The organism is Caballeronia sp. Sq4a (assembly GCF_023170545.1).
Taxonomy (GTDB): Bacteria; Pseudomonadota; Gammaproteobacteria; order Burkholderiales; family Burkholderiaceae; genus Caballeronia.
The window spans coordinates 257,891-281,326 of the sequence record NZ_CP084251.1 but is presented as its reverse complement, the minus strand read 5'-3'; the positions used below and the strand labels follow the sequence as shown (position 1 = coordinate 281,326).

The window sequence follows — 23,436 nt, the reverse complement described above, 5'->3', positions numbered from 1 at the left end:
GCGACGGCGCGGAGAACTCGAATGGCTCGCAATGAAACGGCTCCATGCCGGGCGCTTTTGCTACGCGACTGGCACTGCAATGGCAAACGCACGACGGCTGGCCTCGCTGTCGTCTTCGCTTTGTCGCTCGGACTGATACTGCCCTTAGAGGCACACGCCGATCCCAACGATTCCACCCGCGAGCAAGTCCGCTCCGATCTCGCCCGTTATCGATGCGCCGGATACAACCCGGTCGCCGACGAGATCACCTACCCCAACGATGTCGATGCGGCCCGAGCGCGATTGCAGGACCCCGGCTGCTCGAAGCCCGACGCCGCCTCGAAACCCGCGCCGCGCCCGGGCAAGCCATCGAAGTAGCCGGCGGCGCGCATTTGACCTCGCACATGCATAAAACCTATTCCTGACGGCCCCTGAATCGTCGAAGAATCCGCTTCTATACTGGCGCCTCGAACATCAACGAGGAGACGCTTGCATGTTAATGGACGCCAAGGAATCGATTTATAGCCCGACGCAGGAAGGCCTCATTTTTCCGCAAGAGCCGACGTTTTCGAGTTCCGCCGAGGAGCGAAGGTATCGCAAGGAGCATCTCGCGGCAGCGTGCCGAATCTTCGCGCGCCACGGTTTCAGCTTCGGTTTCGGCGGACATTTGACGGTGCGCGACCCAGAGCATCCGGAGCTCTTCTGGACCAATCCGATGTGCGTGCCGTGGTCGCGCACCAAGACTTCGCAACTAGTGCTGGTCGATCATTCGGGCACGGTGATCGAAGGAAAATACGCAGTCAATCGCGCGGGCTATGTGCTGCATTCGGCGATTCATGCCGAGAATCCCGACATCATCGGCTCATGTCACGCGCATACCGTGCACGGCGACGCGTGGGCCGCCATGGGCAAGCCGCTCGATTACGTGACGCAGGACGCGTGCATGTTCTACGGCAGCCATACCGTCGTGCGCGACGGCGCCGGCAAAGTGCCGGTGGCGAACGAGTCGGGCAATCCGATTGCGCGCGCCTTCAACGAGCACAAGGCGATCATTCATCAGAATCACGGTCTGCTCACGGCGAGCCGGCACAGCATCGACGACGCGGTGTGGACCTTCATCGCTCTCGACCACTGCTGCAGGATGCAATTGCTGATGGATGCAACCGAGTCGCGCCCCATTCCTATCGATCCCAAGTTCGCCGAATACTCGCACGAGCATCTCGGTAACTCTTTCATCAGCTGGCTGCACTTCCAGACCATGCTCTACGAGATCGCGGAACAGGAGCCCGATTACCTCGACTGATGCAACGAGGCGTCCCCGCAGGGCCGGCATGCGCGAACGTTCGAATGCGCATGCCGCAAGCAGCGCAAAAAACTATACCGGAGACAAGCATGGAAGCGCTATATGGCGAAGAAGCCGTCACGCCGGCCGACACGAGCCGCACCTATTACCGGGCTTACTGGCGGCTGTTGCCGCTCTTGTTGATCTGCTATCTGGTCGCGTATCTGGATCGCGTGAATGTTGGCTTCGCCAAGTTGCAGATGCTCGATGCATTGCATTTCGACGACGCCATCTACGGCCTCGGCTCGGGCATCTTCTTCGCGGGCTATTTCTTCTTCGAAGTGCCCAGCAATCTCGTCATGCGAAAGGTCGGCGCGCGCAAGTGGATCGCGCGGATCATGCTGACGTGGGGCGTGATTTCGGCGGCAATGATCTTCGTGAAGACGCCGACCATGTTCTACATCGCGCGCTTTCTGCTCGGTGCCGCCGAAGCCGGTTTCGCGCCGGCCATCATGTATCTGCTCACGCTGTGGTTCCCGGCACGTTATCGCGGCCGCGCCATGTCCATCTACGTGATGGGCGCGCCGCTGGCCTTCGTCGTCGGCGGCCCGATTTCCGGCTATATCCTGCATGCGTTCTCCGGCAATGCGCATCTGGCCGCGTGGCAATGGCTCTTTCTGATCGAAGCGATTCCCGCTGTCGTGCTCGCCTTTATCGTCCTCGCGTTTCTCGACGACGATCCTGCCCGCTCGCGCTGGATCAGCGAAGACGAGCGCAAAGACGTGCTCGCGGAAATCCGCGCGGAAAACGCAGGCAAGATCGATCATTCGAGCGCCGGTGCGTTCCTCGCGAACCGGAAGTTGTGGCAGTTCTGCGCGATCTTCTTCTGCCTCATCATGGGCCTCTATGCACTCGGCTTCTGGATGCCATCGCTCATCAAGCGAAGCGGCGTTATCGATCCGTTTGCCATCGGCCTCTATTCCGCGATTCCGAATATCGTCGCGGCGATCGCGCTTTACGTCTCCAATCGCAGCGCCGATCGCACCGGCGGCCGCCGCGCGCACTTCGCGCTCTTCATGTTGATCGGCGCGGTGGGGCTCGCCACCAGCATGTGGTTGTCGGCCGGGCCTGTCGTGACCACTGTCTGTCTTTCCATCGCTGCGGCCGGCGTGTACTCGTGTGTCGCGCTCTTCTGGGCGTTGCCGACGAGTCTGTTCGTCGGCGCATCGGTGGCTGCGGCGCTCGCGTTCATCAACTCGGTCGGCAATATTGCCGGGTTCGTGTCGCCTTACCTCGTCGGCATGCTGAACGTGACCGTCGGCAAGTCGGACGTCGGCATGTATGTGATCTCCGCATTCCTCGTGCTTGGCGCAGCCATGACGATGCGACTGCCGAAGACGCTGGACGACAAATAACGATTGCTCACGCGGCCCACGGCGGCCGCTCGAGCTTCTCGCCGATGTAGTCGATGAACGCCCGGACTCGCGGATGAAGCGACGAATCACGCGGATAGAGTGCGTAGATCGCGGTTTCGTCGCTCGGCTGAAAGTCCGTGAGAAGCGGCACGAGCATGTTGCTGCGAATGGACGGAAGCACCATATGTTCCGCCATACGGGTGATGCCGACGCCCGCGAGACACATGTACACCGAACTCACGCCGCTGCTCGTCTGGAAGTTTCCGTTGATGAGCATGGAGGTGCGCTCGCCGTCGATCACGAAGGGCCAATGATTCAGATGGTCCATCGGCGGCTCCCACATCAGGCAGTTGTGGTGCGCGAGATCTGCCGGCGTCAACGGTACGCCGTGACGCGCGATATAAGAAGGCGACGCCGTCACCACGCGTTGCAGATGACACAGCTTGCGGCTCACCAGATTCGAATCCTGAAGACTGCCCATGCGGATCGCGACATCGAACCCTTCGCCGATGACATCTGCGAGCGTATCCGAGAGCGATAGCCGAACACGCAGGCCCGGATAGCGTTCGAGAAAACCGGGAATGAGCGGCACGATCTGGTCCATGCCGAACGATGTCGCCACGGTCACGCGGATACCACCCGTCATGTGCTGTCCGGCGCGCGACAACTGCGCTTCGGCGACATCGATCTCATCGAGAATGCGCTTGCAGAGCGCAAGATACTGATGCCCTTCCTGCGTGACTTGCAGACGGCGTGTCGAGCGCCTGAGCAACGCGACGCCGAGGCGCTTTTCCAGCGTGGACACGGCGCGACTGACATACGGCTGTTGCAGGTCCAGCATGAGCGCCGCTGCTGTGAAGCCGCCGGTCTCCGCGACGGCCTTGAATATCCTCATTTCGACGAGGCGTTCGTCCTTCATGTTGCGATGCCAGTCTGAGCGGGATGGGAAGCCAGCATCATAACCAGCGGCAAGGACTTGAGATACCGGGACTTGCACGAAACAACGTGAAAAAAGGGCCCGGAGGCCCTTTTTCGACTGCTTACTTCGGGTGAGTTGCAATGAAGTTCTTGACCGCCGTGAAAGCCGGCTTCTGCGTCTTGCCGTCGCTCTGCATCAAGCCGTACGCGCCTTCGCTGTCGTCATACATCTCGAAAGCCTGAATCGATTGAATGTTGTACTTGGCTGCGTTGTTGTAGAACTGCTGCATCATCAGGTTGCCGGTCATGTACGACGCAATCGACGAATAGGTGCCGTAGGTGGGACGAACGCCGTATTCGTTGATCCAGATCGGCTTGCCCATCGACTGAAGTACGCCGAGCACGTCGTGACAGCCCGTATTGCCGCAGGCGCGAGTCATGTCGCCCTGGTCCGAGTACCAGTGCCACGCCGTGATGTCCCAGCTGACGGTCGGGTGACCATGCGTGCCGTCCGGCTGCGAGCCGTCTGCCAGCATCTGGAAGAACGCGGTGTGCTTCCACGTACCGTCGACGATGATCTTCGCCGAACTGTTGACCGACTTCACGCCGGCGATCATGCCGCGGATCGCGCCGCGAGCGATGGTGAACGGCTGATTGCTGTAGTGGTTCCAGACGTTGCCGTCATAGTTGCCGGCGAGCGTGCGGGCTTCCATCTCATTGCCCACTTCGTAGTACGTGTAGTTGTACGTTTGCGCCGTCTGCTGGCCGAGCGTGTAGCCGGCGTTGTAGGCCGCCTGCTCGCTGTTGTAGTTCAGGCCAAGCATGATCACCGGATAAACCTGCACGCCGCCTGCGGCGAACGTCTTCGCGACCGTAGCGACAACCTTCGCCGAAGCCTGGCTGTAGACGTCGTTGCGGTAGATCTTCACGCCGAGGTTCTGAAGCTGGGCGAGCTGCGTTGCGTACGCGGTGCTGTCATACGCGCCGCCGTTCGTGATGTGGCCGTTCACGCCATAGAAGATCGAGCCGGTGGTCGCTGCCTTATCGGTCGCCTCGGGCAGATCGGCGGACTTGTTGATTGCGGCATCGACAGCAGCTTCACCGCCGCCGCCGCAGGCCGCGAGCATCGCGCTCAGGACCACTGCGGCTGCGAACGTTGCAGCTTTGGATTTGGCGAGGAAGTTCAGGGATTGCGTAGCTTGATTGTTGTTCATGATCACTTGGCAGTACTAAGGAGCGAGCATTCGCTCGCAGAGTTTATGTAGGTTGCCGACATGTCATGCCGACGACCAAGAACGTATTTCGCTTAACTGGGGAACCGGTTCGGTCGCACTGCGTTGAACCGGCCGTCGAGCTGTGCCTGGTTCCTATCGCGCTGGCGTTAATGCCAGCAAACGATTGCCTGCCGAGGAAGGCCGATGACCGTGCTGCGGATGGTCACCGATGCAAAACTGGTTCAGGGTATTACTTACCGACTCATGCTGTGAACCGCTTCGTTTAAGGCATCCTTTTCCGAATCGGTCAGCACGGAAGCAAGGTTATCGTCTAATGAGATGGCTGTAAACATACATTTCAGAAAAAAATTCGTCTGAAATCATTCAGCAGGAAGAAACTTCCGAAACGGGTATTTTTGCCAGCGGGACACGGCTTGTCGCTTTGATGGTCTATGCAGCCGCGGCTATTAGGGTTATTGAGTATTCGTATGAATAGATGTCCGACGCTATAGCAGACCTAAGGACGTTCGCCGATGCCCTAAAGCATTCTGTGCAAAGCGATCGCAAGCAGTCGCGGCTCATCGAACATCGTGGCGAGTTCGAAGAAGAAAAGGAAAGCGAGCATAGCCGCCGTGCCCGGTCGTCGCTGCATCCAGTTCACGATACGCGGGGCGAATCGCGTCCTGATCGGATCGCGGGTCATCAGAATGACGGCAGCCGTACCGATCAGCGCGCCTGCAACGACATCGGAGGGATAGTGAAGGCCGACATAAACGCGAGGCAGGCAGATCAACAGGAGGCATTGCAGAACGGCCAGCACACCGATCCATTTCCACACGAGGAAGATGCCCACCGCAACTGACATCCACAGTGCTGCGTGGTCGCTAGGAAATGAACTCCATAGTCGCAGATGATTGCTCGCGTGGCTCGCATCCGGAAAGATGGAAACAAAGCTCGGGATATACATCGGCCGGAGCCGGAACGGCAGAATGAGTGCGAGAAGGCGTCCGACGGCGAAGGCAAGCAGCGCGGACAACACGATCGCGACCACCATCTCCCGACGGTAGCTCAACGTACTGCCCTCTTTGAACCAGATCGCCCACAGAATAGCGAGCGGAACGAGCCCCTTGAACAAATAGAATTCCGCCACCACGCCGGCCGCGTGAACGAACAGGCCCGACGAAGGAAGGATATGCAGCAGCCAGATTTGAATCGATGAGTCGAAAGCGTTCACGCAGTTCCGTCTCCGTACGTTCTAATAGTTATTCGACATGAGCGTCAACGCATGCTCCGACGCTGGAGCTTATGAAGCGCTTATCGCCGTCATGCGTGGACGGCAGAGACCCTGTGTCTTATGCGTTGATTTACCCCGCGTTCCTCCACGACGCATGGCTCAAATCAACTGCGCACGCAGTTCTTCACAACCGATCGCAATTCGTTGATGTCGAATGGTTTGGCAAGGATAACAACATCCGCTTCGGATGCGCGCCTCAATTCCTGCGCATAGCCGGTCATGAGCGCGATCATCTGATCCGGCCAACGGTCCCGCACGTACTCGGCGAGGTCGAGTCCGTCCAGCTTGCCGGGCATCTGAACATCGGAGAGCACGAGGTCAGCGTGATATCCGCTTTCCAGCAGTGCGATCGCACTGTCGGCCGTCAACTCATGGCGCACGTTGCAGCCGAACACATCGAGCACCGCGGCAATGCCATCGGCGACGCTCTGGTTGTCTTCCACTAGAAGCACGCTCACGCCCGAAGCCAGTACGTCAGCCGGCTCCTCTTGAACCGGCTCGGCAGCGGCCTCCGCGCAGCCTTCTTCGCCCTCGATACGCGGAAGGTAAATGCTGATCGTCGTCCCGCGATCCGGCGCGCTCTCTATGCGCGCGGTGCCGCCCGACTGCTCGCATGTCGCCATGACTTGCGCCAGTCCCAGCCCGGTGCCGGCTCCTTTCGCCTTCGTGGTGAAGAGCGGCTCGAATGCGCGGCGCAGCACGGCATCGGTCATGCCTTTGCCGGTATCGGTGAAGCGGAGGAGAACATAATCGCCGGGCGGCATGTCGAATGTCTGTTCCGATAGCGTGATGGATTCGCATCGCACAGTGAATTTGCCACCGTCGGGCATGGCGTCTTTCGCGTTGACGCAGAGATTGATGACGGCCGCTTCGAGCTCCACAGGATCGACCATCACGCCGTCTCTTCGACTCGTCAGTTGAAGGTCCAACTCGACCTGTTCGCCCAACGACGTCTCGATGAGATCACGCATGGACTCGAGCCATTCGCAAACATTCAGGCACTCGAGCTTTACCGGCTGCTTGCGCGCCACGCTCATCAGGCGACGCGCGAGTCCTTGCGCGCCTTTCGCCGCATGCTGCACCGCCAACACTTCCTTCTCGAGATTCGTGTAGTGCTTGCGTCGCGCGAGCTCCACGTTCGCGTTCACGACCATCAAGAGATTGTTGAAGTCATGCGCGACATTGGCGACGAGATTACCGAGCGCGCCCATGCGCCGCAGTTGCCGGTTCGATTCTTCGGCGGACACGCGCCGGCTGACTTCGGCATGCCACTTGTGCCACGCTATTTCTTCTTCGCCGAGCCTTCGTAACGACATCCAGAGCAGCACCCATACGACGACGCAAGGAACCAGCAATATGGTGGTGATGGCGAGCAGATTGGCGCGCCATTTCGCGGCAATGGAAGCGGTCTCGATGCCCGCCAGGACATACATCGGATAGCCGCCCACGCGCCGGTAAGCGAGCACTCGTTCGCGCCCATCGACCGGGGAAACCGAAAGCAGATGCCCGAACCGCGCGTTCTCTTTCATCGCATGCTTGATGCCGGAATCCGCCGCCGACGTCGCTTGAGGCCGCGAATTCGGGAAGCGGGCCAAGATTCCGCCATCAGCGCGATACAGGCCGATCAGGACGAAAGGCTCATCACCAGTCAGTTCGCGGTAGAAGTCGAGAAAGTACTGTTGTCGTAGCGCGATAGACAATACGCCGAGCGACCTGCCCTCTTTATCGACCCATGAAGTGCTTACCGTGAACACGTTGCTACCGGTGAGGAAGCCGGGTTGCGCCAGCGAGATATGAGGTTCCCCTCGCGCATGCGATGCCGCCTGTAGCGTTTCGCTTCCGCTGATCGACACATTGGGAACCGGGTAGAAGCGGCTACTCGCAAGCAACTGTCCGGTTGCGCTGTAGACCGCGGCGCTCGCAATCTGTGGAAAGCGGCCGACTATCGCGTTGAGCGATTCATGAACAGTCTTTTCCTCGCGGGCGATCCAGTCCGGTCTCTGGTCGTCCATGAGTTCGTCGATACGGTCGAGCACTTCCGCGTTGAGACCTTGCACGGTCGCGGCCTGCTCTTCGGCGACTCGCGTCAGGCGGTCCACTTGGTCGAATGCTTCGGATAGCCTGCGATGGTAATCGAACCAGGCGTAGCCGCTCACGCAAACAAGAGGGCCGAGTACCGACATGACCGCGAGAAGGACGATGATCGCACGCGTCGCCGCAAAGTTCCGATGCGGAGGCGGTAGCTCCAGAGAGACTTCGTCTTCTTCGTCCATTGTGCAATCCGTCCTTGCACAGACGCGCGTGAGTTCGGGTCACGCACGTCACAGGATACCGTCGAGAGAAAACGCCTCGATGTTCCGACTATATAGCGATTTCAGCAGTCGGACCTTATCTGCGAGCAAGAGCGATGCAGCGGCGGATGGCTGCCTGGCGAGCACTGAATTGCGCGGGAAGCGCGTGTAACGCGCTGAAGGCGCCGGATGGGAAGTCGCGGTGCGAGCGACCGCCCGCCCGACGGTGCGATGGCGTCATTTATAGCCGATAACCATGGAATCGGGCCCGACGAGATGCTCGACGCGTATGTTGCTAAAGCCGGTCTGCTCCATCCACTCGCGGCATTGCGCGCCGGTGTAATCGAAGCCGCCCGGCGTCTCGATCAGCATGTTGAGGCTCATCAGCAAGCCGAACGCATTCTCGCGGCGCTCGTCGTCGATGACCGCGTCGTAGACGATAAGCGCGCCGCCCGGCGGCAACGCCGCATGGCATTTGCCGAGGAGTTCGAGCTTTTGCGGCAGCGCCCAGTCGTGCAGGATGTGCCCCATGACGAGCACATCCGCCGACGGGCAATCGTCCTTGAAGAAGTCGCCCGGATAGAAGCGTAGCCGGTCGCTCAGGCCGTGCGCAGCGACGTACTCCTCGAATACCGGACCAACGGCCGGCAAGTCGAAGCCGCCACCCGTCAGATGCGGATGCGCCATCGCCACTTGCACGGGCAGCGCGCCCTGCGCCGCGCCGATATCGATGAACGTGCTGTAATCGCCCCAGGAAAACTTTTGGGCAATGGCGCGAGCGGTACCGAGGCTCACGCCGGTCATGCCCTGAAGGAAGCCGCGCAACGACGCCTGATCGTGATAGATCGCGTCGAACGGATTGCCGCCGCGCTTCGCTTCGTTCTGCGGCAGACCGGTCACGAGCGCTTCGGTCAGCGCGCCCCAGAACGGATAGAGCCGCGCGTTCGCCATCTCCAGCAATCCGCCGACATAACAAGGCTTGGACCTGTCGAGAAAGAGATCCGTGTCGGCCTTGTTGCTGTAGAGGGTGCCTTCGCGGTCGAGCAAGCCTAGCGCGACGAGAGCATCGAGGAAGTCGCTCGCTGCCCGTGGATGCAGTCCGAGGGCTTTCGCCAGTTGCGCCCCTTCTCGCGGACCGGACGCCAGTTGCGTGAAGACACCGAGTTCGACCGCGGACAGCAGCGTCTTCGACGCCCAGAAGCCCATGCCTATTTGTAGAAGCCTCTCGGGAGAAGGCTGATCGGTGGTGACGGGCGACGGCGCCTTGTTCATATCGCATCCTTCGTTCAATGAGGAATAACGTAAGGGGTGCTAAGGCCGGCTGAAAGCACAGCGTCCACTGTAGGCGCTGCGTCGTCCCGGATCAAGCGACGTATGTGGGCCGCCGCGCAGAGCGCGCAGGCATCGCAGCCCGACTGCCCCGAACTGGCCCGTGCCGGCCGCAACGGATTGTCTCTGTTCAGACAGGTACCGCCTGCGGAACACTCGGGCGGACCGACGAGAGACATTCGCCATGACCACACAGACCTTCATCGACGCCAACCTTTTGCTCGCCTGGTCGGCCTACTTCGTAGGAACGGCCAGCCCCGGGCCGAGCAATCTGGCGATCATGTCCATCGCGAGCACGTCCGGCAGGCGCGCAGCGCTGGCGTTCGCGGCGGGCGTCATGTCCGGCTCGTTGACGTGGGCGGTGCTCGCCGCGCTCGGGCTGTCGGCGGCGCTCGCCGCCTATTCCGGCTTCCTTATCGCACTGAAGATGTGCGGCGGGGCGTATCTGCTGTGGCTCGCGTCGAAGTCGGCTCGCGCGGCATGGCGTCCGCCCCTGCGCGCCGCTTCGCGACATGCTTCGGTATCCGACGCGCGACGGCTCTATGCGCGCGGCGCGCTGTTGCATCTCACGAACCCGAAAGCCATTCTCGTGTGGATGTCCGTCGCCGCGCTCGGCTCATCCACCGCAACGCCGCCGACGCACACGCTGACTGTGGTCGCGGGGTGCCTGTGCATCGGCATGAGCGTCTTCGGCGGCTATGCGGTCTTGTTCTCGATGCCAGCGCCGCGCCGCCTGTACGCGCGCATGCAGCGCTATCTCGATGCGTGCCTCGCGTTGGTCTTCGGCGCAGCGGGCATCCGCTTGCTGATGTCGCGCGTCTGAACTACCGCGAGCTCACGCGCCCCTGTTCCAGCGATCCAGCCGTTTGCGCGTGACGAGCGCAATGCGGTTCGATGCAAGCGCCGCCAGATTGACGAGGCGCCGCTTCTGCGTGGCGTCCATGACGCGCGGCTGCCGGTCGATGGCGCATAGCGCGCCGAGCGCGTTGCCCTCCGCGTCGCGCAACGGTGCTCCGGCGTAGAAGCGAATGCGCGGCTCGTCAGTGACGAGCGGATTCGCTTCGAAGCGCGGATCGGCCGTCGCGTCTTCCACCACGAACGCATCGTTCTGCATGACCGTGAAGTTGCAGAACGCCCACGAGCGCGGCGTCTCATGCGCGTTGAGCCCCCAGCGCGCCTTGAACCATTGGCGGTCCGGCGTCAGCAGCGTGATGAGGCTGATCGGCACGCGCAGGGTTTCCGCTGTGAGTTGCACGACCTCGTCGAACTCCGAGTCGTTCGCCGAATCGACGAGTCCCGTGCGCTCGACCGCCCGCAGGCGCGCGGCTTCGTTCGCCGCGACCGGATACGGCAACGCGTCCTGTTCGCGCGCAGGCGCGAGCGACAGACACGCGACGAGCGCAGCGGCAAAAGCGGGCTTGTCGGCGGGCGCCGGCAGCAACGCAATGCGCGACAGGCCGCCCAGGTCCGCTTCGAGTCGCGCGGCGGGCATGTCGGTGACGAGAAGCATGCGCATATGCGCCAAATCGCGCGAATGCAGCAGCCGCCGGCACATCGACAGGCGCTCCCAGTCCCCGCGCATCAGTTCGACCGCGATCACGCCGGGCATGGCGATGCCCGCGTCGAGCATCGCGTTGAGCGGGTCGCTCTGGCCGATGGCGCGCAGCCCCGCGGCCGCGGCCGCTTCCATGTACGACGGCAACGCGGCTTCCGACGCGACGACGAGCGCCACGGCGCTCTCCGTTTGATTCGATGCGGGCCGCCGGTTGCCGAGTTGCTCGCGCAACGCGTGGACCGCGCTCGCGCGCACGCGCCGATGTCCGCCCGGCGTTTTCCACGATTCGATTTGCCCCTGCTCGATCCACGTTTGCGCTGTCTTCACCGAAACGCCGAGCCGGGCCGCGACGTCGCGCGTGGTGAGAATGGGATCGTCTTCCTTTGTCATGCGGTCCTTACGGTAAAGCGCGAACGAGGCGCAAACGATAGCTACCTTCAGATGAAAGCACAATCGCCGAAATCGATAGAAATGGAAGTTTTCGCTTGCGCGATTTGTCCGTTAAATCTACGCTTAATACGCCATTTCGCTGTCTTTTTCGGTCTTCGGTCGCAATTACCACGCCTTTCTTCTTCACATGGTAATTATGGCTGGCATCGTTGGCTTTGACAAGACGTCGACAACTGGTAAAAACGGAAGTCTCTATAAATGACGTAGGCGCACAACGCCTGCGGCGCCGAAGACCACGGCGAACACACAAAACACGCTATGAACCTCAAAACCATGTCGGTCAAGGCAAAACTGGCCTTGTCATTCTCGCTGCTAACGGCTGTCGTCCTGATCGTATCAGCGGTGTCCATCACCGCGCTCGGCGACGCGAATCAACGCTTCTTCGGCTTTGTCGAAGGCATCAACACCCGCGCGGCGCTGGGCGAACAGGTGCGTCAGGCAGTGGACCGGCGCGCGATCGCCGCGCGCAACATGGCGCTGGTCACGACGCCTGCCGATTTCGAGCTGGAAAAGGCCGCCGAAGCGCAGGCGCAAGCCGATGTCTCCGCGCGCCTCGCCAAACTCGACGCGATGATCGCGTCGGCGACCGACACGACCGAGAAGGCGCGCTCGCTCGTCGCCGAGATCAATCGCATCGAAGCGCTGTATGCGCCGGTCGCCCAGGCGATCGTCAATCTCGCGACCGAGCACCGTCAAGAGGAAGCCGTGCGCAAGATCAACGAGGACTGCCGCCCGTTGCTGGCCGCGCTCGTGAACGCCACCAACGCCTATTCCGCTTACACGCACGAGCGCGCCGAGACGCTCGTGGCCGAGGCTCATGAACACTTCGCGACGCAGCGGGCCATCCTCATCGCCATTTGCCTCGCGGCGGTAGCGGCTGCGGTGGCAGCGGGCGTCATCATCACGCGCGGCCTGACGCGCGCGCTCGGCACCGAGCCGGCGACGCTCAAGGAAATCACACAGCGCGTGGCGTCGGGCGATCTGAGCCCCGTCGCGATGACTCGCGCGGTGCCGGCGGGCAGCGTGCTTTCGTCGATGGACGCGATGCAGAAGAGCCTCGTCACGTTGATTGCCGAAGTGCGGACCGCCGCCGACAGCATCGCGACCGGTTCCATGCAGATTGCCTCGGGCAATGCCGACTTGTCGGCGCGCACGGAAGAGCAGGCGTCGTCGCTGCAGGAGACGGCGGCCAGCATGGAAGAGCTGACTTCGACGGTCCGCCAGAACGCCGACAACGCACAGCAGGCGAGCACGCTGTCGAGCAACGCGTCGCATGTGGCGCAACAAGGCAATGCCGTGGTGACGCGCGTCGTCGAAACCATGACGGCGATCAGCGAGAGCTCGACGAAGATCGCGGACATCATCGGCATCATCGAAGGCATTGCGTTCCAGACCAACATTCTTGCGCTGAACGCGGCAGTCGAAGCCGCGCGCGCGGGCGAACAGGGGCGCGGCTTTGCAGTGGTGGCGTCGGAAGTGCGCTCGCTCGCGCAACGCTCGTCGCATGCGGCGAAGGAGATCAAGGAACTGATCGGCGCGTCGGTGGCGAAGGTGGAAGCGGGCTTCGCGCTGGCGCAGGACGCAGGCACGACGATGAGCGACGTGATGACCGCGGTGCGCCGCGTGTCGGACATCATGGACGAGATCGCGGCGGCGACGGGCGAACAGAGCCGCGGCATCGAGCAGGTCAATCAGGCGATCTCGCAGATGGACCGCGTGACGCAGCAGAACGCCGCGCTCGTCGAGCAAGCGGCTGCGGCGTCGCAGGCGCTGGATCATCAGGGGCGTCATCTTTCGCAGACGGTGTCGCAGTTCCGCATCGAACACGCTGCGGCATGACCAACGCGCGGCGCGCGAAGACAGCCACTGAGAGGAAGTCGTGCCCCATGAGATGAAGACTTTGCCCGGCGTCGCCACCGCGCAGTTCCGGTCGTTTGCAGCGAAGATTCCGCCGTTCTATGCATCGCTCGTCGTCACGATGCTGTCGGTGATGGTCGTGTTCGGTCAGCGCGCGCCGGCGTGGCTTGCGCTCGGCATGCCGTCGATCTTCGTCGTGCTGCTCGTCTGGCGCGGCTGGTGGTGGGTCGTGCATCGCCATGACGACGTGACCGACGCCGAAGCGAGCCGCCATCTCGCCCGCGCGACGACCGTGCTGATCGTGAGCGCCCTCTTCGCAATGGGCGTGGACGTGATGCTGTTCGAATACGCCGACGTTCACGCGAAGTACTTCATCCTGATGCAGATCGTGGCATCGACGATGGCGGGCTTCTTCTGCCTGATGCATCTGCGCGCGGCGGCGGCGCTCGTCGCCTTCGCGATGATGCTGCCGTTCCTCGGCTTCATGCTGAGCATGGACGATATCGGCGCGACGGCATCGGCGGTCGACATCGCGATCACCGTCGCGCTAATGAGCTATGTCATGTTCGGCTATCAGCGCGACTTCGCGAGCCTGATTCGTTCGGAGGCCGAAACAGCGGCATTGAGCAAGGAGAACGTGCGGCTCGCGAACCTCGACATGCTCACGGGTCTGCCGAACCGCCGGCAGTTCTTCGAGGAGCTGCAGTCGTCCATTGCGAATGCCGCCGCGACGAAGCGCACGGTGGCGGTGGGCGTCGTGGATCTCGACGGCTTCAAGCCCGTCAACGACACGCACGGACACCGCGTCGGCGACCACGTGCTCGCGCAAATCGCGAGGCGCATCGAACGCATGACGACCGACGCCGCGTTGCTAGCACGCGTGGGCGGCGACGAGTTCGCATTCATCGTCGTGGATGCGGACGAAGCCTCGCTGCAGGCAGCCGCCGATGCGATCATTCAGGCGGTGGGCAGGCCCATCGCGGTCGGCAGCCTCGTGACATCGGTCGGATGCTCGATCGGCTTCGCGATGTATCCGCGCGCCGCGGCGACGGCCGATCTGCTCTACGAACGCGCGGACTACGCGCTCTATCATGCGAAGCGTTCGGGCCGTTCGCGCTCGGTCATGTTCTCGCTGGAACACGAGCGACTGTTGAAAGAGCAAGGCGCGGTCGAGCAGGCGTTGCGCAGCGCGAACCTTGCCGACGAGTTCTATCCGGTGTTCCAGCCTATCGTGGATGCATCGACGAACCGCACGCTCGCGCTCGAAAGCCTCGCGCGCTGGCAGAGTCCCGTGCTGGGCGCGGTGCCGCCGGGCACGTTCATTTCGGTGGCGGAGCAGGCGGGCATCATCGCGGATCTCACGCCCATTCTGTTGCAAAAGTCGCTTGCCGCTGCCGAGCTTTGGCCGGAGGACGTGGACCTTTCCTTCAACGTCTCGCCGTACGATATCGCGAGCGAAGCGCGTACGCGCCGGCTCATCGAGATCATTCAGGCAAGCCGCGTGTCGCCGCAACGCATCGCGATCGAACTGACGGAGACCGCGCTGATGCATAGCTTCGCGCAGACGAACGCGAACATGGCGCTGCTTCAGGGCGTCGGCGTTCGCATCTCGCTCGACGACTTCGGCACCGGCTATTCGAGCCTCAGCTATGTGCACGCATTGCCCATCAACAAGCTGAAGATCGACAAGAGCTTTATCAGCGATATCGGGGCGAATCCGCGAAGCAGAAACATCGTGCGATCGCTCATCACGTTGTGTCACGACCTCGGCGTGACATGCATCATCGAAGGCGTCGAGACGACGGACCAGTTGCGGATCGTGCGCGAACTGGGCGGCGCGGCCATTCAGGGCTATTACTTCGCCAGGCCGATGCCGGCGGCCAGCGTGGATGCGTATTTGCGCGATTGCACCGCCGTTTAATGTGGTGGTGGCGCCGACGTCACTCCCACGCCAAACCTACCGGACGTCTTCCCTTCCCTCTTGCGGTACGACGGTTGCTCACGCTAAGTGGACGAACGATCGACAGGAGGTACCGCGATGCTCAGTCAAGAGACGAAGGACATCGTCAAGGCGACCGCGCCTGTGCTCGCCGAGCACGGATTGCCCATCATCAAACGCTTCTATATCCGGCTATTCGAAGCGCACCCGGAACTGAAGAACGTTTTCAACATGGCGCACCAGGAGCAAGGCGAGCAGCAGACGGCGCTGGCGCGCGCCGTCTATGCGTATGCGGAGAACATCGAGAATCCTGAAAGCCTCGCGGCCGTGCTTCGCAACATATCGAACAAGCATGCGAGCCTCGACGTGCGGCCCGAGCACTATCCGATCGTCGGCGAACATCTGCTCGGCGCGATCAAGGACGTGTTGGGCGATGCCGCGACCGACGAGATCATCGGCGCGTGGGCACAGGCTTATCAGAACCTTGCCGATGTGCTGATCGCCATGGAGAAGGCGCTGCGCGAAAAGTCGTCCGAGGCCGCGGGCGGCTGGACAGGCTGGCGGCCGTTCATCGTGAAAGAGAAGCGCCCCGACAGCAGCGTGATTACTTCATTCGTTCTCGAACCCGCCGACGGTCAGCCCGTCATGAATTTCGAGCCCGGGCAATATGTCAGCGTCGCGGTCGACGTGCCCGCGCTCAAGCTGCGTCAGATACGCCAGTACAGTCTCTCCGACATGCCGAACGGGCGGACGTATCGCATTTCCGTGAAGCGCGAAGACGGCGACGCCGCGCGGCCACCCGGCTATGTGTCGTCGCTGCTGCATCGTCATGTGGAAGTGGGCGACGAGATATTGATCGCCGCGCCATACGGCACGTTCCATATCGACGTCGATGCAACGACGCCGATCGTGCTGATCAGCGGCGGCGTAGGTCTCACGCCGATGGTCAGCATGCTCAAGCGTGCGATTCAGAACCCGCACAGGCAAGTGGTATTCGTGCACGGCGCGCGCAATAGCGCGGTGCATGCCATGCGCGACCGGCTGAAGCAAACGGCTGCGACCCAGCCGAACTTCAAGGCAGTGATCTATTACGACGACCCCTTGCCTACCGATGTCGAAGGCGAAGACTACGACCGGCGCGGTTTCATCGACCTAGATGGCCTGAAGGACGAGATCCTGCTTCCCGAAGCCGATTACTACATCTGCGGCCCGATCCCGTTCATGCGCTTGCAGCACGACGCGCTGCGCAGGCTAGGCATCGACGAGGCGCGAATCCACTATGAAGTCTTCGGCCCCGATCTCTTTGCGGAGTGACGCACGGCGCGCGCGCCGTGCGCTTCATTGGTACGCTTCGATGACTCGCTTCAACGCACGAGGCAGGGCCGCTTGTTGTCGAACTTCCAGTTCGGGATGAGATATTGCATGGCGATGCCGTCATCGCGCGCGCCGAGGCCGTGCTGCTGATACAGCGCGTGGGCCTTCTCGATCTCGTCTATATCCAGTTCGACGCCGAGGCCTGGCGTGCTCGGCACCTTCACCTTGCCGCCGACGATTTGCAGCGGATCGCGCGTCAGACGCTGGCCGTCCTGCCAGATCCAGTGCGTGTCGATCGCCGTGATCTTGCCCGGCGCGGCGGCCGCGACATGCGTGAACATCGCGAGCGAAACGTCGAAGTGATTATTCGAATGCGAGCCCCATGTGAGGCCCCAGTCGTTGCACATCTGCGCCACGCGCACGGAGCCTTGCATCGTCCAGAAGTGCGGATCGGCGAGCGGAATATCCACCGATTGCAGTTGAATGGCGTGGCCCATCTGACGCCAGTCCGTCGCGATCATGTTCGTCGCAGTCGGCAGGCCCGTCGCGCGGCGGAACTCGGCCATCACTTCGCGGCCCGAATAGCCGTTCTCCGCGCCGCACGGGTCTTCCGCGTAGGCCAGCACGTCGTGCTGATCGCGGCACAGGCGAATGGCTTCCGCGAGCGACCATGCGCCGTTGGGATCGAGCGTCACGCGCGCATCCGGGAAACGTTCGGCGAGCGCCGTCACGGCCTCGATCTCCGCATCGCCGGCGAGCACGCCGCCTTTCAGCTTGAAGTCGTTGAACCCGTAACGCGCCTGCGCCGCTTCCGCAAGACGCACCACCGCTTCCGGCGTCAGCGCGACTTCGGTGCGCAAGCGCTCCCAGTCGTCCTTGCCGTCCTCGCCGGATGCGTAAGGCAGATCAGTGCGATTGCGATCGCCGATATAGAACAGATAGCCGAGCATCTCCACTTCGTCGCGTTGCTGGCCTTCGCCGAGCAGCGCCGCGACCGGCACGCCGAGATGCTGTCCGAGCAGATCGAGCAATGCCGCTTCCAGCGCAGTGACAGCGTGGATGGTCGTGCGCAGATCGAAGGTTTGCAGGCCGCGACCGCCCGCATCGCGGTCGGCGAACTGCGTGCGCACGCGATTGAGCACTGCCTGCATGTTGCCGATGGACTGGCCCACGACAAGCGCACGCGCGTCGTCGATGGTCTTGCGGATGTTCTCGCCGCCCGGCACTTCGCCGACGCCCGTATTGCCCGCGCTGTCCGTGAGAATCACGATATTGCGCGTGAAAAACGGCGCATGCGCGCCCGACAGGTTCATCAGCATGCTGTCGCGCCCCGCAACGGGAATCACGCGCAATTCTGTAACGGTGGGCGTCGCGTTGACGCGAGTCGAAGTCATGGACATATGCAAAATTCCATCGGTTGATTTGAACACTGCGCGCGTCGTGTGAATCCGACGGCGGCTTGCTTCGGTTTCCTAACTTTATGCCTATTCCATGCGTTCATTCGGCGAGCTGGAAGCGTTCGATCTTGCCGACGACGAACACGTAGCAGACGATCGCAATCAACGCATTCGCGCTCACGAAGACGAGCGCCGCCGCGAACGAGCCGGTTCCCTGCACGAGATAGCCGATAACGATAGGTGTCGTGATGCCCGCCGTATTGCCGAAGGTGTTGAAGAGCGCCGCGCACAGGCCGCTCGCCTGCTTCGGCGCGGTGTCGGATACGACGGCCCAGCCGAGCGCGCCGATGCCCTTGCCGAAAAACGCCGCCGCCATGATGCCGATCACGAGCCACTGATTATCGACGTAGTTGCACGCGATCATGCAGGTCGAAAGCAGCAGGCCGACGACGATCGGCACCTTGCGCGCGGTGCTCGTCGAGAAGCCGTGCTTCATCAGCCGGTCCGACACCACGCCGCCCAGCAGACCGCCGAGAAAACCGGCGATGGCCGGAATGGATGCGACCACGCCCGCTTTCAGAATCGACATATGCCGTTCCTGCACGAGATAGATCGGGAACCAGGTCAGGAAGAAATACGTGAGCGTGGTGATGCAGTACTGCGCGATGAACACGCCGAGCATCATGCGGCTCTTCAGCAATTGCGCGAGCGCATGACGGCTATGCGTGCTGCCGTTCTGCGTATGCGTATGGCTTTGCGCGGCGCGGCGCTCCTTCGCCACTTGCCGGTCTTCGAGATCGACCATCGCGCCGTTGTCGGCGATATAGCGAATCTCGGCCTCGTTCGCGAGCGGATGCTGACGCGGCGCGTAGATGGTCTTCAACCACAGGCCGGCGACGAGCATGCCGAGCGCGCCCATCGCATAGAAGACATGCGGCCAGCCGTAAGCGTGCGTGATCCAGCCCATGATCGGCGAGAAGAGCACGGTCGCGAAGTACTGCGCCGAATTGAACATGGCCGATGCCGTGCCGCGCTCGGCCGTCGGGAACCACGTCGCCGTCAGGCGCGCGTTGCCCGGAAACGCGGGCGCTTCCGCCGCGCCGACGAGAAAGCGCATCAGGAAAAGCGTGGCGAACGCGACGCCGACCGGCAATGCGGCAACGAAGCCCTGAACTGCCGTGAGCAACGACCAGAAGAAAATGCTGAATGCGTAGACGCGCTTTGACCCGAAGCGGTCCAGCAGCCAGCCGCTCGGAATCTGCGCGATCACATAGGCCCACGCGAACGACGAGAAGATATAGCCCATCTCGACCGGCGAGATGTGCAGCGCTTTCTGGATGGACGAACCGGTGATGGAGATGGTCGCGCGGTCCGCGTAGTTGATCGTCGTGACGAGAAAGAGCATGAAGACGATCAGGAACCGCGCCTTGCTGCGCCCCGCGTAGCTCGAAGCCTGACTGTCCACGCTGGCCGCTCGTTCGCCCAGTTCGTCCGCGGCCATCGAAGTCGCAGTCCGTTGTATGCCTCGCTCCATCGTCGTCTCCGGCTAAGTTGTGCGATGACTCATCGTTATCGAAGCATATGTTAGCGCAAACATCGCCGAAATCCGGGTTTTCCCGTTGCGTGGAGATACGACGTCTTATTTCGACGATCGTTCGGACGTGTGCCTCTGAGGCTACAATCGAGCGAAACTAGGGGACTCGAATGGAAGAGAGCTACGCGCCGGCGACGCTCGGTTCGACAGAAGCCAACGACAGCGTGACGCTGGAAGACGTCGCGCGTCTGGCGGGCGTCACCGCAATGACCGTCTCGCGCGCGCTCAAGCGCCCCGAACTCGTTCGCGAGGAAACCCGCCAGCGCGTGATGGATGCCGTGCGCGCCACCGGCTACGTGCCGAACCTGCTGGCGGGCGCGCTCGCGACGAACAAGAGCCATCTGATCGCCCTGCTGTTGCCGACCATTGCCACGTCGATCTTCACGGACATGGTTCAGAGCCTGATGGCGACGCTCGCGCCTGCCGGCTATCAAACGTTGCTCGGCCTTACCGACTATCTTCCGGAGCGCGAGGAGCAGCTTGTCGAAACCCTGCTCGGGCGACGGCCCGACGCCATCGTTCTAACCGGCACCGAGCATTCGCCGCTCACGCGAGAACGGCTGCGCAGGACGAAGGTGCCGATCATCGAAATATGGGACCTGACCGACGACCCTATCGACATGCTGATCGGCTTCTCGCACGAGGCAGTCGGCGTCGAAGTCGCGCGCCATCTGCTGGCGAAGGGCTATCGGCGGTTCGCGGTGTTGTCTGCTGACGATCCGCGCGGCGTGCGGCGAAGCATGAGCCTAATCGATGAACTGAAGCGCCACGGAACCGACGACGTACCGATCGAGGTGCTGCCCGCTCCGGCCACGCTTCAGACCGGGCGCGAAGGGTTCGCTCGACTGCTGGACCGCGGCTTGCCCGAGGTCATCGTGTGCAGCACGGATACGCTCGCGCAGGGCATTCTCGCCGAGGCGGCGAAGCGCGGCATCGCCATTCCTCGCGACGTAGCCGTGATGGGCTTCGGCGATCTCAGCACCGCGGCGCATGTCCATCCTTCGCTGTCGACGGTGCGCATCGACGGCGCGTCGATCGGCAGACTGGCGGCCGACGCGCTCGTGAACAGGCTGGACGGAAGGCACCCCGCGCAACCGGCACTGAGGGTCGACACGGGGTTCACGATCATCGACCGCGAGAGCGCTTGACGTTCAGGCCGCAAGCACTCATTGGCGAACCGGCCAGCGTCAGGCCTCGACCGATGCGCGGCTTCGCTGCACGATCTGATTGTCCTTGCCGTGAACGAGCGGCGTCAGCCTGAAGTCGAACTCGATTTCCTTATAGTCGTCGGCCTTCAGGCCCAGCTCTTTGCCGCCCGTTTTTTCGACGACATGCGGAATCAGGTCTTCGCGCGTGGCATAGGCGAAGTCGTCCCATATCAACGGATCGCCTTCGATATTGATCTGCGTCGTCAGCTTGCGGCAGTTGTCCGCAGTCACGAAGAAGTGAACATGCGCGGGGCGATTGCCATGTCGGCCGAGCGCGTTGAGCAAATGCTGCGTGGAACCTTGCGGCGGGCAGCCGTATCCCACTGGCATCAGCGTGCGGAATTCGTACTTGCCCTCGCTATCCGTCTTTACCGCGCCGCGCAGATTGAAGTCGCTCTGTGCGCCAGTCGGATCGAAGTGCGAATAGAAGCCCTTCGAATTGGCATGCCAGCATTCGACCAGAGCGTTCGCGAGCGGCTTGCCATCCGGTCCCGTGACCGTGCCGCGAATGACGAGCGGACCCGCGTTCTCATCCGCGTCGAGGTCGATCTTCGCCACGCCATCGCGCACCGGCGCGCCGGCCACGTACAGCGGACCTTCGATGGTGCGCGGCGTGCCGCCGTTCAGGTCCGCCTCGCGGTCTTCGGCATCCATGCGAATGTCGAGGTACTTCTCGAGTCCGAGGCCCGCCGCCAGCAGCGCCGCCTCCCCGTCCTGACCGAGCTTGTTCAGATAATTGACGCCGGCCCAGATCTCATCGGGCGTCATGTCGAGATCGTCGATCGCCTTGAACAAATCACTCAGCAAGCGATGCGTGATTTGCTTCGCACGCGCATTGCCGCCCTCGCCCGCGAGATTCGCCGCCGCCTTCAGCAAGCCTTGCACTTCCTCGCTCTGAAATACCTTGACGCTCATGATTCATGTCTCCGTTCGTATGGGAATTTGGCTTTGATGCTCAAGCGTCGTCGTCTCTCACGGACGACGGATGGCGACACAACGGCGTCACCGAAATCTTCATGTAGGGGAAGAGCGGCAACGCAGTGAGAATGTCGTGCAGCTCGGCATTGCTTTCGACATCGAAGATGCTGAAATTGGCGTACTCTCCGGCAAGACGCCAGATGTGACGCCACTTGCCGCTGCGCTGAAGCCCCTGCGAATAGGCCTTTTCTCGCGCCTTGATCTCGTCGGCGACATGCGCGGGCATGTCAGCCGGAATATTCACATCCATTCGAACATGGAACAGCATCGCTCTCGTCCTCTCAACGGGTGACTTTCATGAGGCCATCGCGCGTGAAGCGCTCGACCACGGCTTCGTTCAGTTCAATGCCGAGGCCCGGGCCGTCGGGTACGGTCAGTTCGAAATCGCGGTATTCCAGCGGTTTCGTCAAGATTTCCTCGGTCATGAGCAAGGGGCCGAATAGCTCGGTGCCCCACTGCAAGTTTGCAAAGGTCGAGAACACATGCGCCGATGCGACCGTGCTGAACGCGCCTTCGAGCATCGTGCCGCCATACAGTTCGATGCCGGCGGCATCGGCAATAGCGGCCACGCGCTGCGCCGCGAAGAGGCCGCCGCTCTGCTCGATCTTGATGGCGAATACGTCAGCGCCATCGTTCTTCGCAATCTCGAACGCGGTGTCCGGGCCTTGAAGTATTTCATCCGCCATCAATGCAACCGGGAAACGGCGCGTGAGGCGTGCCATCGCTGCGGGCGATGCAACGGGTTGCTCGACGAGCTCGCAGCCTGCATCCGCGAGCGCGGGAATGGCGCGCGCCGCCTGCGTCTCGCTCCACGCCATGTTGACGTCGACGCGCACGGCCGCGGCATCGCCCAGTTCGCGCTTGATTGCCGCGACGTGCGCGATGTCGTCCTCGATCGCCTTGGCGCCGATCTTCAGCTTGAAGATATTGTGGCGTCGCGTTTCGAGCATCGTGTGGGCTTCCGCGATATCGCGCGCCGTATCGCCCGAAGCCAGCGTCCATGCGACCGGCAGACGATCACGGCGGCGGCCGCCGAGCAGTTCGCTCACCGGCACGCCGAGGCGCTTGCCGTGCGCATCGAGCAACGCCGTTTCCAGCGCGCTCTTGGCGAAGTGATTCAGCTTCACGAGCTTGCCGAGATGCGCCATCAACGCCTGTATGCGCGTCGCGTCGCGGCCGATAGCAGCCGGCGCGAGGTAAGCATCGACTGCCAGTTTCATGGACTCGGGACTTTCCGGCCCATAGGCCATGCCCGCGATGGTCGCGCCTTCGCCGATGCCGACGACGCCATCGCTGCAAAACACTTTGACGAGCATCAGCGTCTGCCCGTGCATCGTGGCGACGGAGAGCTTGTGCGGGCGTATCGTCGGTAAGTCGACCAGGCGCGTTTCTATGCGTTCGATGTTAGTCATACGAATCATT

At 62.2% G+C, this 23,436-nt stretch carries 18 protein-coding genes and 1 pseudogene; 8 read left to right on the top strand and 11 right to left on the bottom strand.

All coding sequences use genetic code 11. The annotated features are described in order from the left end of the window. The first annotated feature begins 21 nt into the window (after nucleotides 1–21). From LDZ24_RS15200 to LDZ24_RS15190, 3 genes are all read left to right on the top strand, one after another. Nucleotides 22–357, top strand: coding sequence for a DUF4148 domain-containing protein (locus LDZ24_RS15200; protein ID WP_248323046.1), 336 nt, complete (start codon nucleotides 22–24; stop codon nucleotides 355–357). Nucleotides 358–472: 115 nt separating this feature from the next. Continuing rightward, nucleotides 473–1,282, top strand: a complete 810-nt coding sequence (locus tag LDZ24_RS15195; RefSeq protein ID WP_248323045.1) for a class II aldolase/adducin family protein — start codon at nucleotides 473–475, stop codon at nucleotides 1,280–1,282. Nucleotides 1,283–1,371: 89 nt separating this feature from the next. After that, nucleotides 1,372–2,676 (top strand): MFS transporter, encoded by a 1,305-nt coding sequence (locus LDZ24_RS15190; protein ID WP_248323044.1) that lies wholly within the window; start codon nucleotides 1,372–1,374, stop codon nucleotides 2,674–2,676. A 7-nt stretch (nucleotides 2,677–2,683) separates the two neighbouring features. On the opposite strand, the gene LDZ24_RS15185 is transcribed toward LDZ24_RS15190, so the two are convergent. From LDZ24_RS15185 to LDZ24_RS15165, 5 genes are all read right to left on the bottom strand, one after another. Then, entirely contained in the window at nucleotides 2,684–3,595 is a 912-nt protein-coding gene (locus tag LDZ24_RS15185; RefSeq protein WP_248323043.1) for a LysR family transcriptional regulator, read from the bottom strand. 121 nt (nucleotides 3,596–3,716) lie between these two features. Beyond that, entirely contained in the window at nucleotides 3,717–4,808 is a 1,092-nt protein-coding gene (locus tag LDZ24_RS15180) for a lipopolysaccharide biosynthesis protein (RefSeq protein WP_248323042.1), read from the bottom strand. Between the two features lie 538 nt (nucleotides 4,809–5,346). Further along, complete coding sequence (locus LDZ24_RS15175) at nucleotides 5,347–6,042, bottom strand: phosphatase PAP2 family protein (protein ID WP_248323041.1); 696 nt, start codon at nucleotides 6,040–6,042, stop codon at nucleotides 5,347–5,349. A gap of 164 nt (nucleotides 6,043–6,206) precedes the next feature. Continuing rightward, on the bottom strand, nucleotides 6,207–8,375 hold the full coding sequence (locus LDZ24_RS15170; protein WP_248323040.1) for a hybrid sensor histidine kinase/response regulator: 2,169 nt from the start codon (nucleotides 8,373–8,375) through the stop codon (nucleotides 6,207–6,209). Between the two features lie 255 nt (nucleotides 8,376–8,630). Then, nucleotides 8,631–9,665 carry an acetylserotonin O-methyltransferase gene (locus LDZ24_RS15165; RefSeq protein ID WP_248323039.1) on the bottom strand — a complete coding sequence of 345 codons (1,035 nt, stop codon included), beginning with the start codon at nucleotides 9,663–9,665 and terminating at the stop codon, nucleotides 8,631–8,633. A gap of 241 nt (nucleotides 9,666–9,906) precedes the next feature. Between LDZ24_RS15165 and LDZ24_RS15160 the strand changes: the two genes are divergently transcribed. Beyond that, nucleotides 9,907–10,545, top strand: coding sequence for a LysE family translocator (locus LDZ24_RS15160; protein ID WP_248323038.1), 639 nt, complete (start codon nucleotides 9,907–9,909; stop codon nucleotides 10,543–10,545). A gap of 12 nt (nucleotides 10,546–10,557) precedes the next feature. On the opposite strand, the gene LDZ24_RS15155 is transcribed toward LDZ24_RS15160, so the two are convergent. After that, nucleotides 10,558–11,667: a GAF domain-containing protein gene (locus LDZ24_RS15155; protein ID WP_248323037.1), complete on the bottom strand. Its 1,110-nt coding sequence runs from the start codon at nucleotides 11,665–11,667 to the stop codon at nucleotides 10,558–10,560. A 318-nt stretch (nucleotides 11,668–11,985) separates the two neighbouring features. Here LDZ24_RS15155 and LDZ24_RS15150 point away from each other — a divergent pair. From LDZ24_RS15150 to hmpA, 3 genes and pseudogenes are all read left to right on the top strand, one after another. Further along, a pseudogene (locus LDZ24_RS15150) lies at nucleotides 11,986–13,563 on the top strand (methyl-accepting chemotaxis protein); the annotation flags it as partial. A 55-nt stretch (nucleotides 13,564–13,618) separates the two neighbouring features. Continuing rightward, nucleotides 13,619–15,505 (top strand): bifunctional diguanylate cyclase/phosphodiesterase, encoded by a 1,887-nt coding sequence (locus tag LDZ24_RS15145; RefSeq protein ID WP_248323036.1) that lies wholly within the window; start codon nucleotides 13,619–13,621, stop codon nucleotides 15,503–15,505. A 117-nt stretch (nucleotides 15,506–15,622) separates the two neighbouring features. Beyond that, nucleotides 15,623–16,837 carry an NO-inducible flavohemoprotein gene (gene hmpA / locus LDZ24_RS15140; RefSeq protein ID WP_248323035.1) on the top strand — a complete coding sequence of 405 codons (1,215 nt, stop codon included), beginning with the start codon at nucleotides 15,623–15,625 and terminating at the stop codon, nucleotides 16,835–16,837. 50 nt (nucleotides 16,838–16,887) lie between these two features. Here hmpA and gudD read toward each other — a convergent pair whose 3' ends face one another. Both gudD and LDZ24_RS15130 read right to left on the bottom strand, forming a co-directional pair. Further along, nucleotides 16,888–18,231: a glucarate dehydratase gene (gene gudD / locus LDZ24_RS15135; RefSeq protein ID WP_371747446.1), complete on the bottom strand. Its 1,344-nt coding sequence runs from the start codon at nucleotides 18,229–18,231 to the stop codon at nucleotides 16,888–16,890. A gap of 103 nt (nucleotides 18,232–18,334) precedes the next feature. Continuing rightward, a complete protein-coding gene (locus tag LDZ24_RS15130) occupies nucleotides 18,335–19,735 on the bottom strand; it encodes an MFS transporter (protein WP_248323033.1) in 1,401 nt (466 codons plus the stop codon). Nucleotides 19,736–19,938: 203 nt separating this feature from the next. Here LDZ24_RS15130 and LDZ24_RS15125 point away from each other — a divergent pair, with 203 nt between their 5' ends. Continuing rightward, a complete protein-coding gene (locus LDZ24_RS15125; RefSeq protein ID WP_248323032.1) occupies nucleotides 19,939–20,976 on the top strand; it encodes a LacI family DNA-binding transcriptional regulator in 1,038 nt (345 codons plus the stop codon). A 39-nt stretch (nucleotides 20,977–21,015) separates the two neighbouring features. Here the strand turns inward: LDZ24_RS15125 and catA are convergent, their stop codons facing one another. The 3 genes from catA to LDZ24_RS15110 are packed head-to-tail and all read right to left on the bottom strand — an operon-like array spanning nucleotide 21,016 to nucleotide 23,426. Continuing rightward, nucleotides 21,016–21,951, bottom strand: coding sequence for a catechol 1,2-dioxygenase (gene catA / locus LDZ24_RS15120; RefSeq protein WP_248323031.1), 936 nt, complete (start codon nucleotides 21,949–21,951; stop codon nucleotides 21,016–21,018). Between the two features lie 40 nt (nucleotides 21,952–21,991). Then, nucleotides 21,992–22,282 (bottom strand): muconolactone Delta-isomerase, encoded by a 291-nt coding sequence (gene catC, locus LDZ24_RS15115; RefSeq protein ID WP_175942180.1) that lies wholly within the window; start codon nucleotides 22,280–22,282, stop codon nucleotides 21,992–21,994. Between the two features lie 13 nt (nucleotides 22,283–22,295). Next, nucleotides 22,296–23,426 carry a muconate/chloromuconate family cycloisomerase gene (locus LDZ24_RS15110; protein WP_248323030.1) on the bottom strand — a complete coding sequence of 377 codons (1,131 nt, stop codon included), beginning with the start codon at nucleotides 23,424–23,426 and terminating at the stop codon, nucleotides 22,296–22,298. Between the last annotated feature and the right edge of the window lie 10 nt (nucleotides 23,427–23,436).

What these genes read in the sequence shown, in the direction of transcription:
- LDZ24_RS15125 (WP_248323032.1), top strand. Translation starts at nt 19,939, where the DNA reads ATGGAAGAGAGCTACGCGCCGGCGACGCTCGGTTCGACAGAAGCCAAC.
- LDZ24_RS15170 (WP_248323040.1), bottom strand. Translation starts at nt 8,375, where the DNA reads ATGGACGAAGAAGACGAAGTCTCTCTGGAGCTACCGCCTCCGCATCGG.
- LDZ24_RS15185 (WP_248323043.1), bottom strand. Translation starts at nt 3,595, where the DNA reads ATGAAGGACGAACGCCTCGTCGAAATGAGGATATTCAAGGCCGTCGCG.
- LDZ24_RS15130 (WP_248323033.1), bottom strand. Translation starts at nt 19,735, where the DNA reads ATGGCCGCGGACGAACTGGGCGAACGAGCGGCCAGCGTGGACAGTCAG.
- LDZ24_RS15155 (WP_248323037.1), bottom strand. Translation starts at nt 11,667, where the DNA reads ATGACAAAGGAAGACGATCCCATTCTCACCACGCGCGACGTCGCGGCC.
- catA (WP_248323031.1), bottom strand. Translation starts at nt 21,951, where the DNA reads ATGAGCGTCAAGGTATTTCAGAGCGAGGAAGTGCAAGGCTTGCTGAAG.
- LDZ24_RS15200 (WP_248323046.1), top strand. Translation starts at nt 22, where the DNA reads ATGGCTCGCAATGAAACGGCTCCATGCCGGGCGCTTTTGCTACGCGAC.
- LDZ24_RS15180 (WP_248323042.1), bottom strand. Translation starts at nt 4,808, where the DNA reads ATGAACAACAATCAAGCTACGCAATCCCTGAACTTCCTCGCCAAATCC.
- LDZ24_RS15195 (WP_248323045.1), top strand. Translation starts at nt 473, where the DNA reads ATGTTAATGGACGCCAAGGAATCGATTTATAGCCCGACGCAGGAAGGC.
- LDZ24_RS15145 (WP_248323036.1), top strand. Translation starts at nt 13,619, where the DNA reads ATGAAGACTTTGCCCGGCGTCGCCACCGCGCAGTTCCGGTCGTTTGCA.
- gudD (WP_371747446.1), bottom strand. Translation starts at nt 18,231, where the DNA reads ATGACTTCGACTCGCGTCAACGCGACGCCCACCGTTACAGAATTGCGC.
- LDZ24_RS15160 (WP_248323038.1), top strand. Translation starts at nt 9,907, where the DNA reads ATGACCACACAGACCTTCATCGACGCCAACCTTTTGCTCGCCTGGTCG.
- LDZ24_RS15165 (WP_248323039.1), bottom strand. Translation starts at nt 9,665, where the DNA reads ATGAACAAGGCGCCGTCGCCCGTCACCACCGATCAGCCTTCTCCCGAG.
- LDZ24_RS15110 (WP_248323030.1), bottom strand. Translation starts at nt 23,426, where the DNA reads ATGACTAACATCGAACGCATAGAAACGCGCCTGGTCGACTTACCGACG.
- hmpA (WP_248323035.1), top strand. Translation starts at nt 15,623, where the DNA reads ATGCTCAGTCAAGAGACGAAGGACATCGTCAAGGCGACCGCGCCTGTG.
- LDZ24_RS15190 (WP_248323044.1), top strand. Translation starts at nt 1,372, where the DNA reads ATGGAAGCGCTATATGGCGAAGAAGCCGTCACGCCGGCCGACACGAGC.
- catC (WP_175942180.1), bottom strand. Translation starts at nt 22,282, where the DNA reads ATGCTGTTCCATGTTCGAATGGATGTGAATATTCCGGCTGACATGCCC.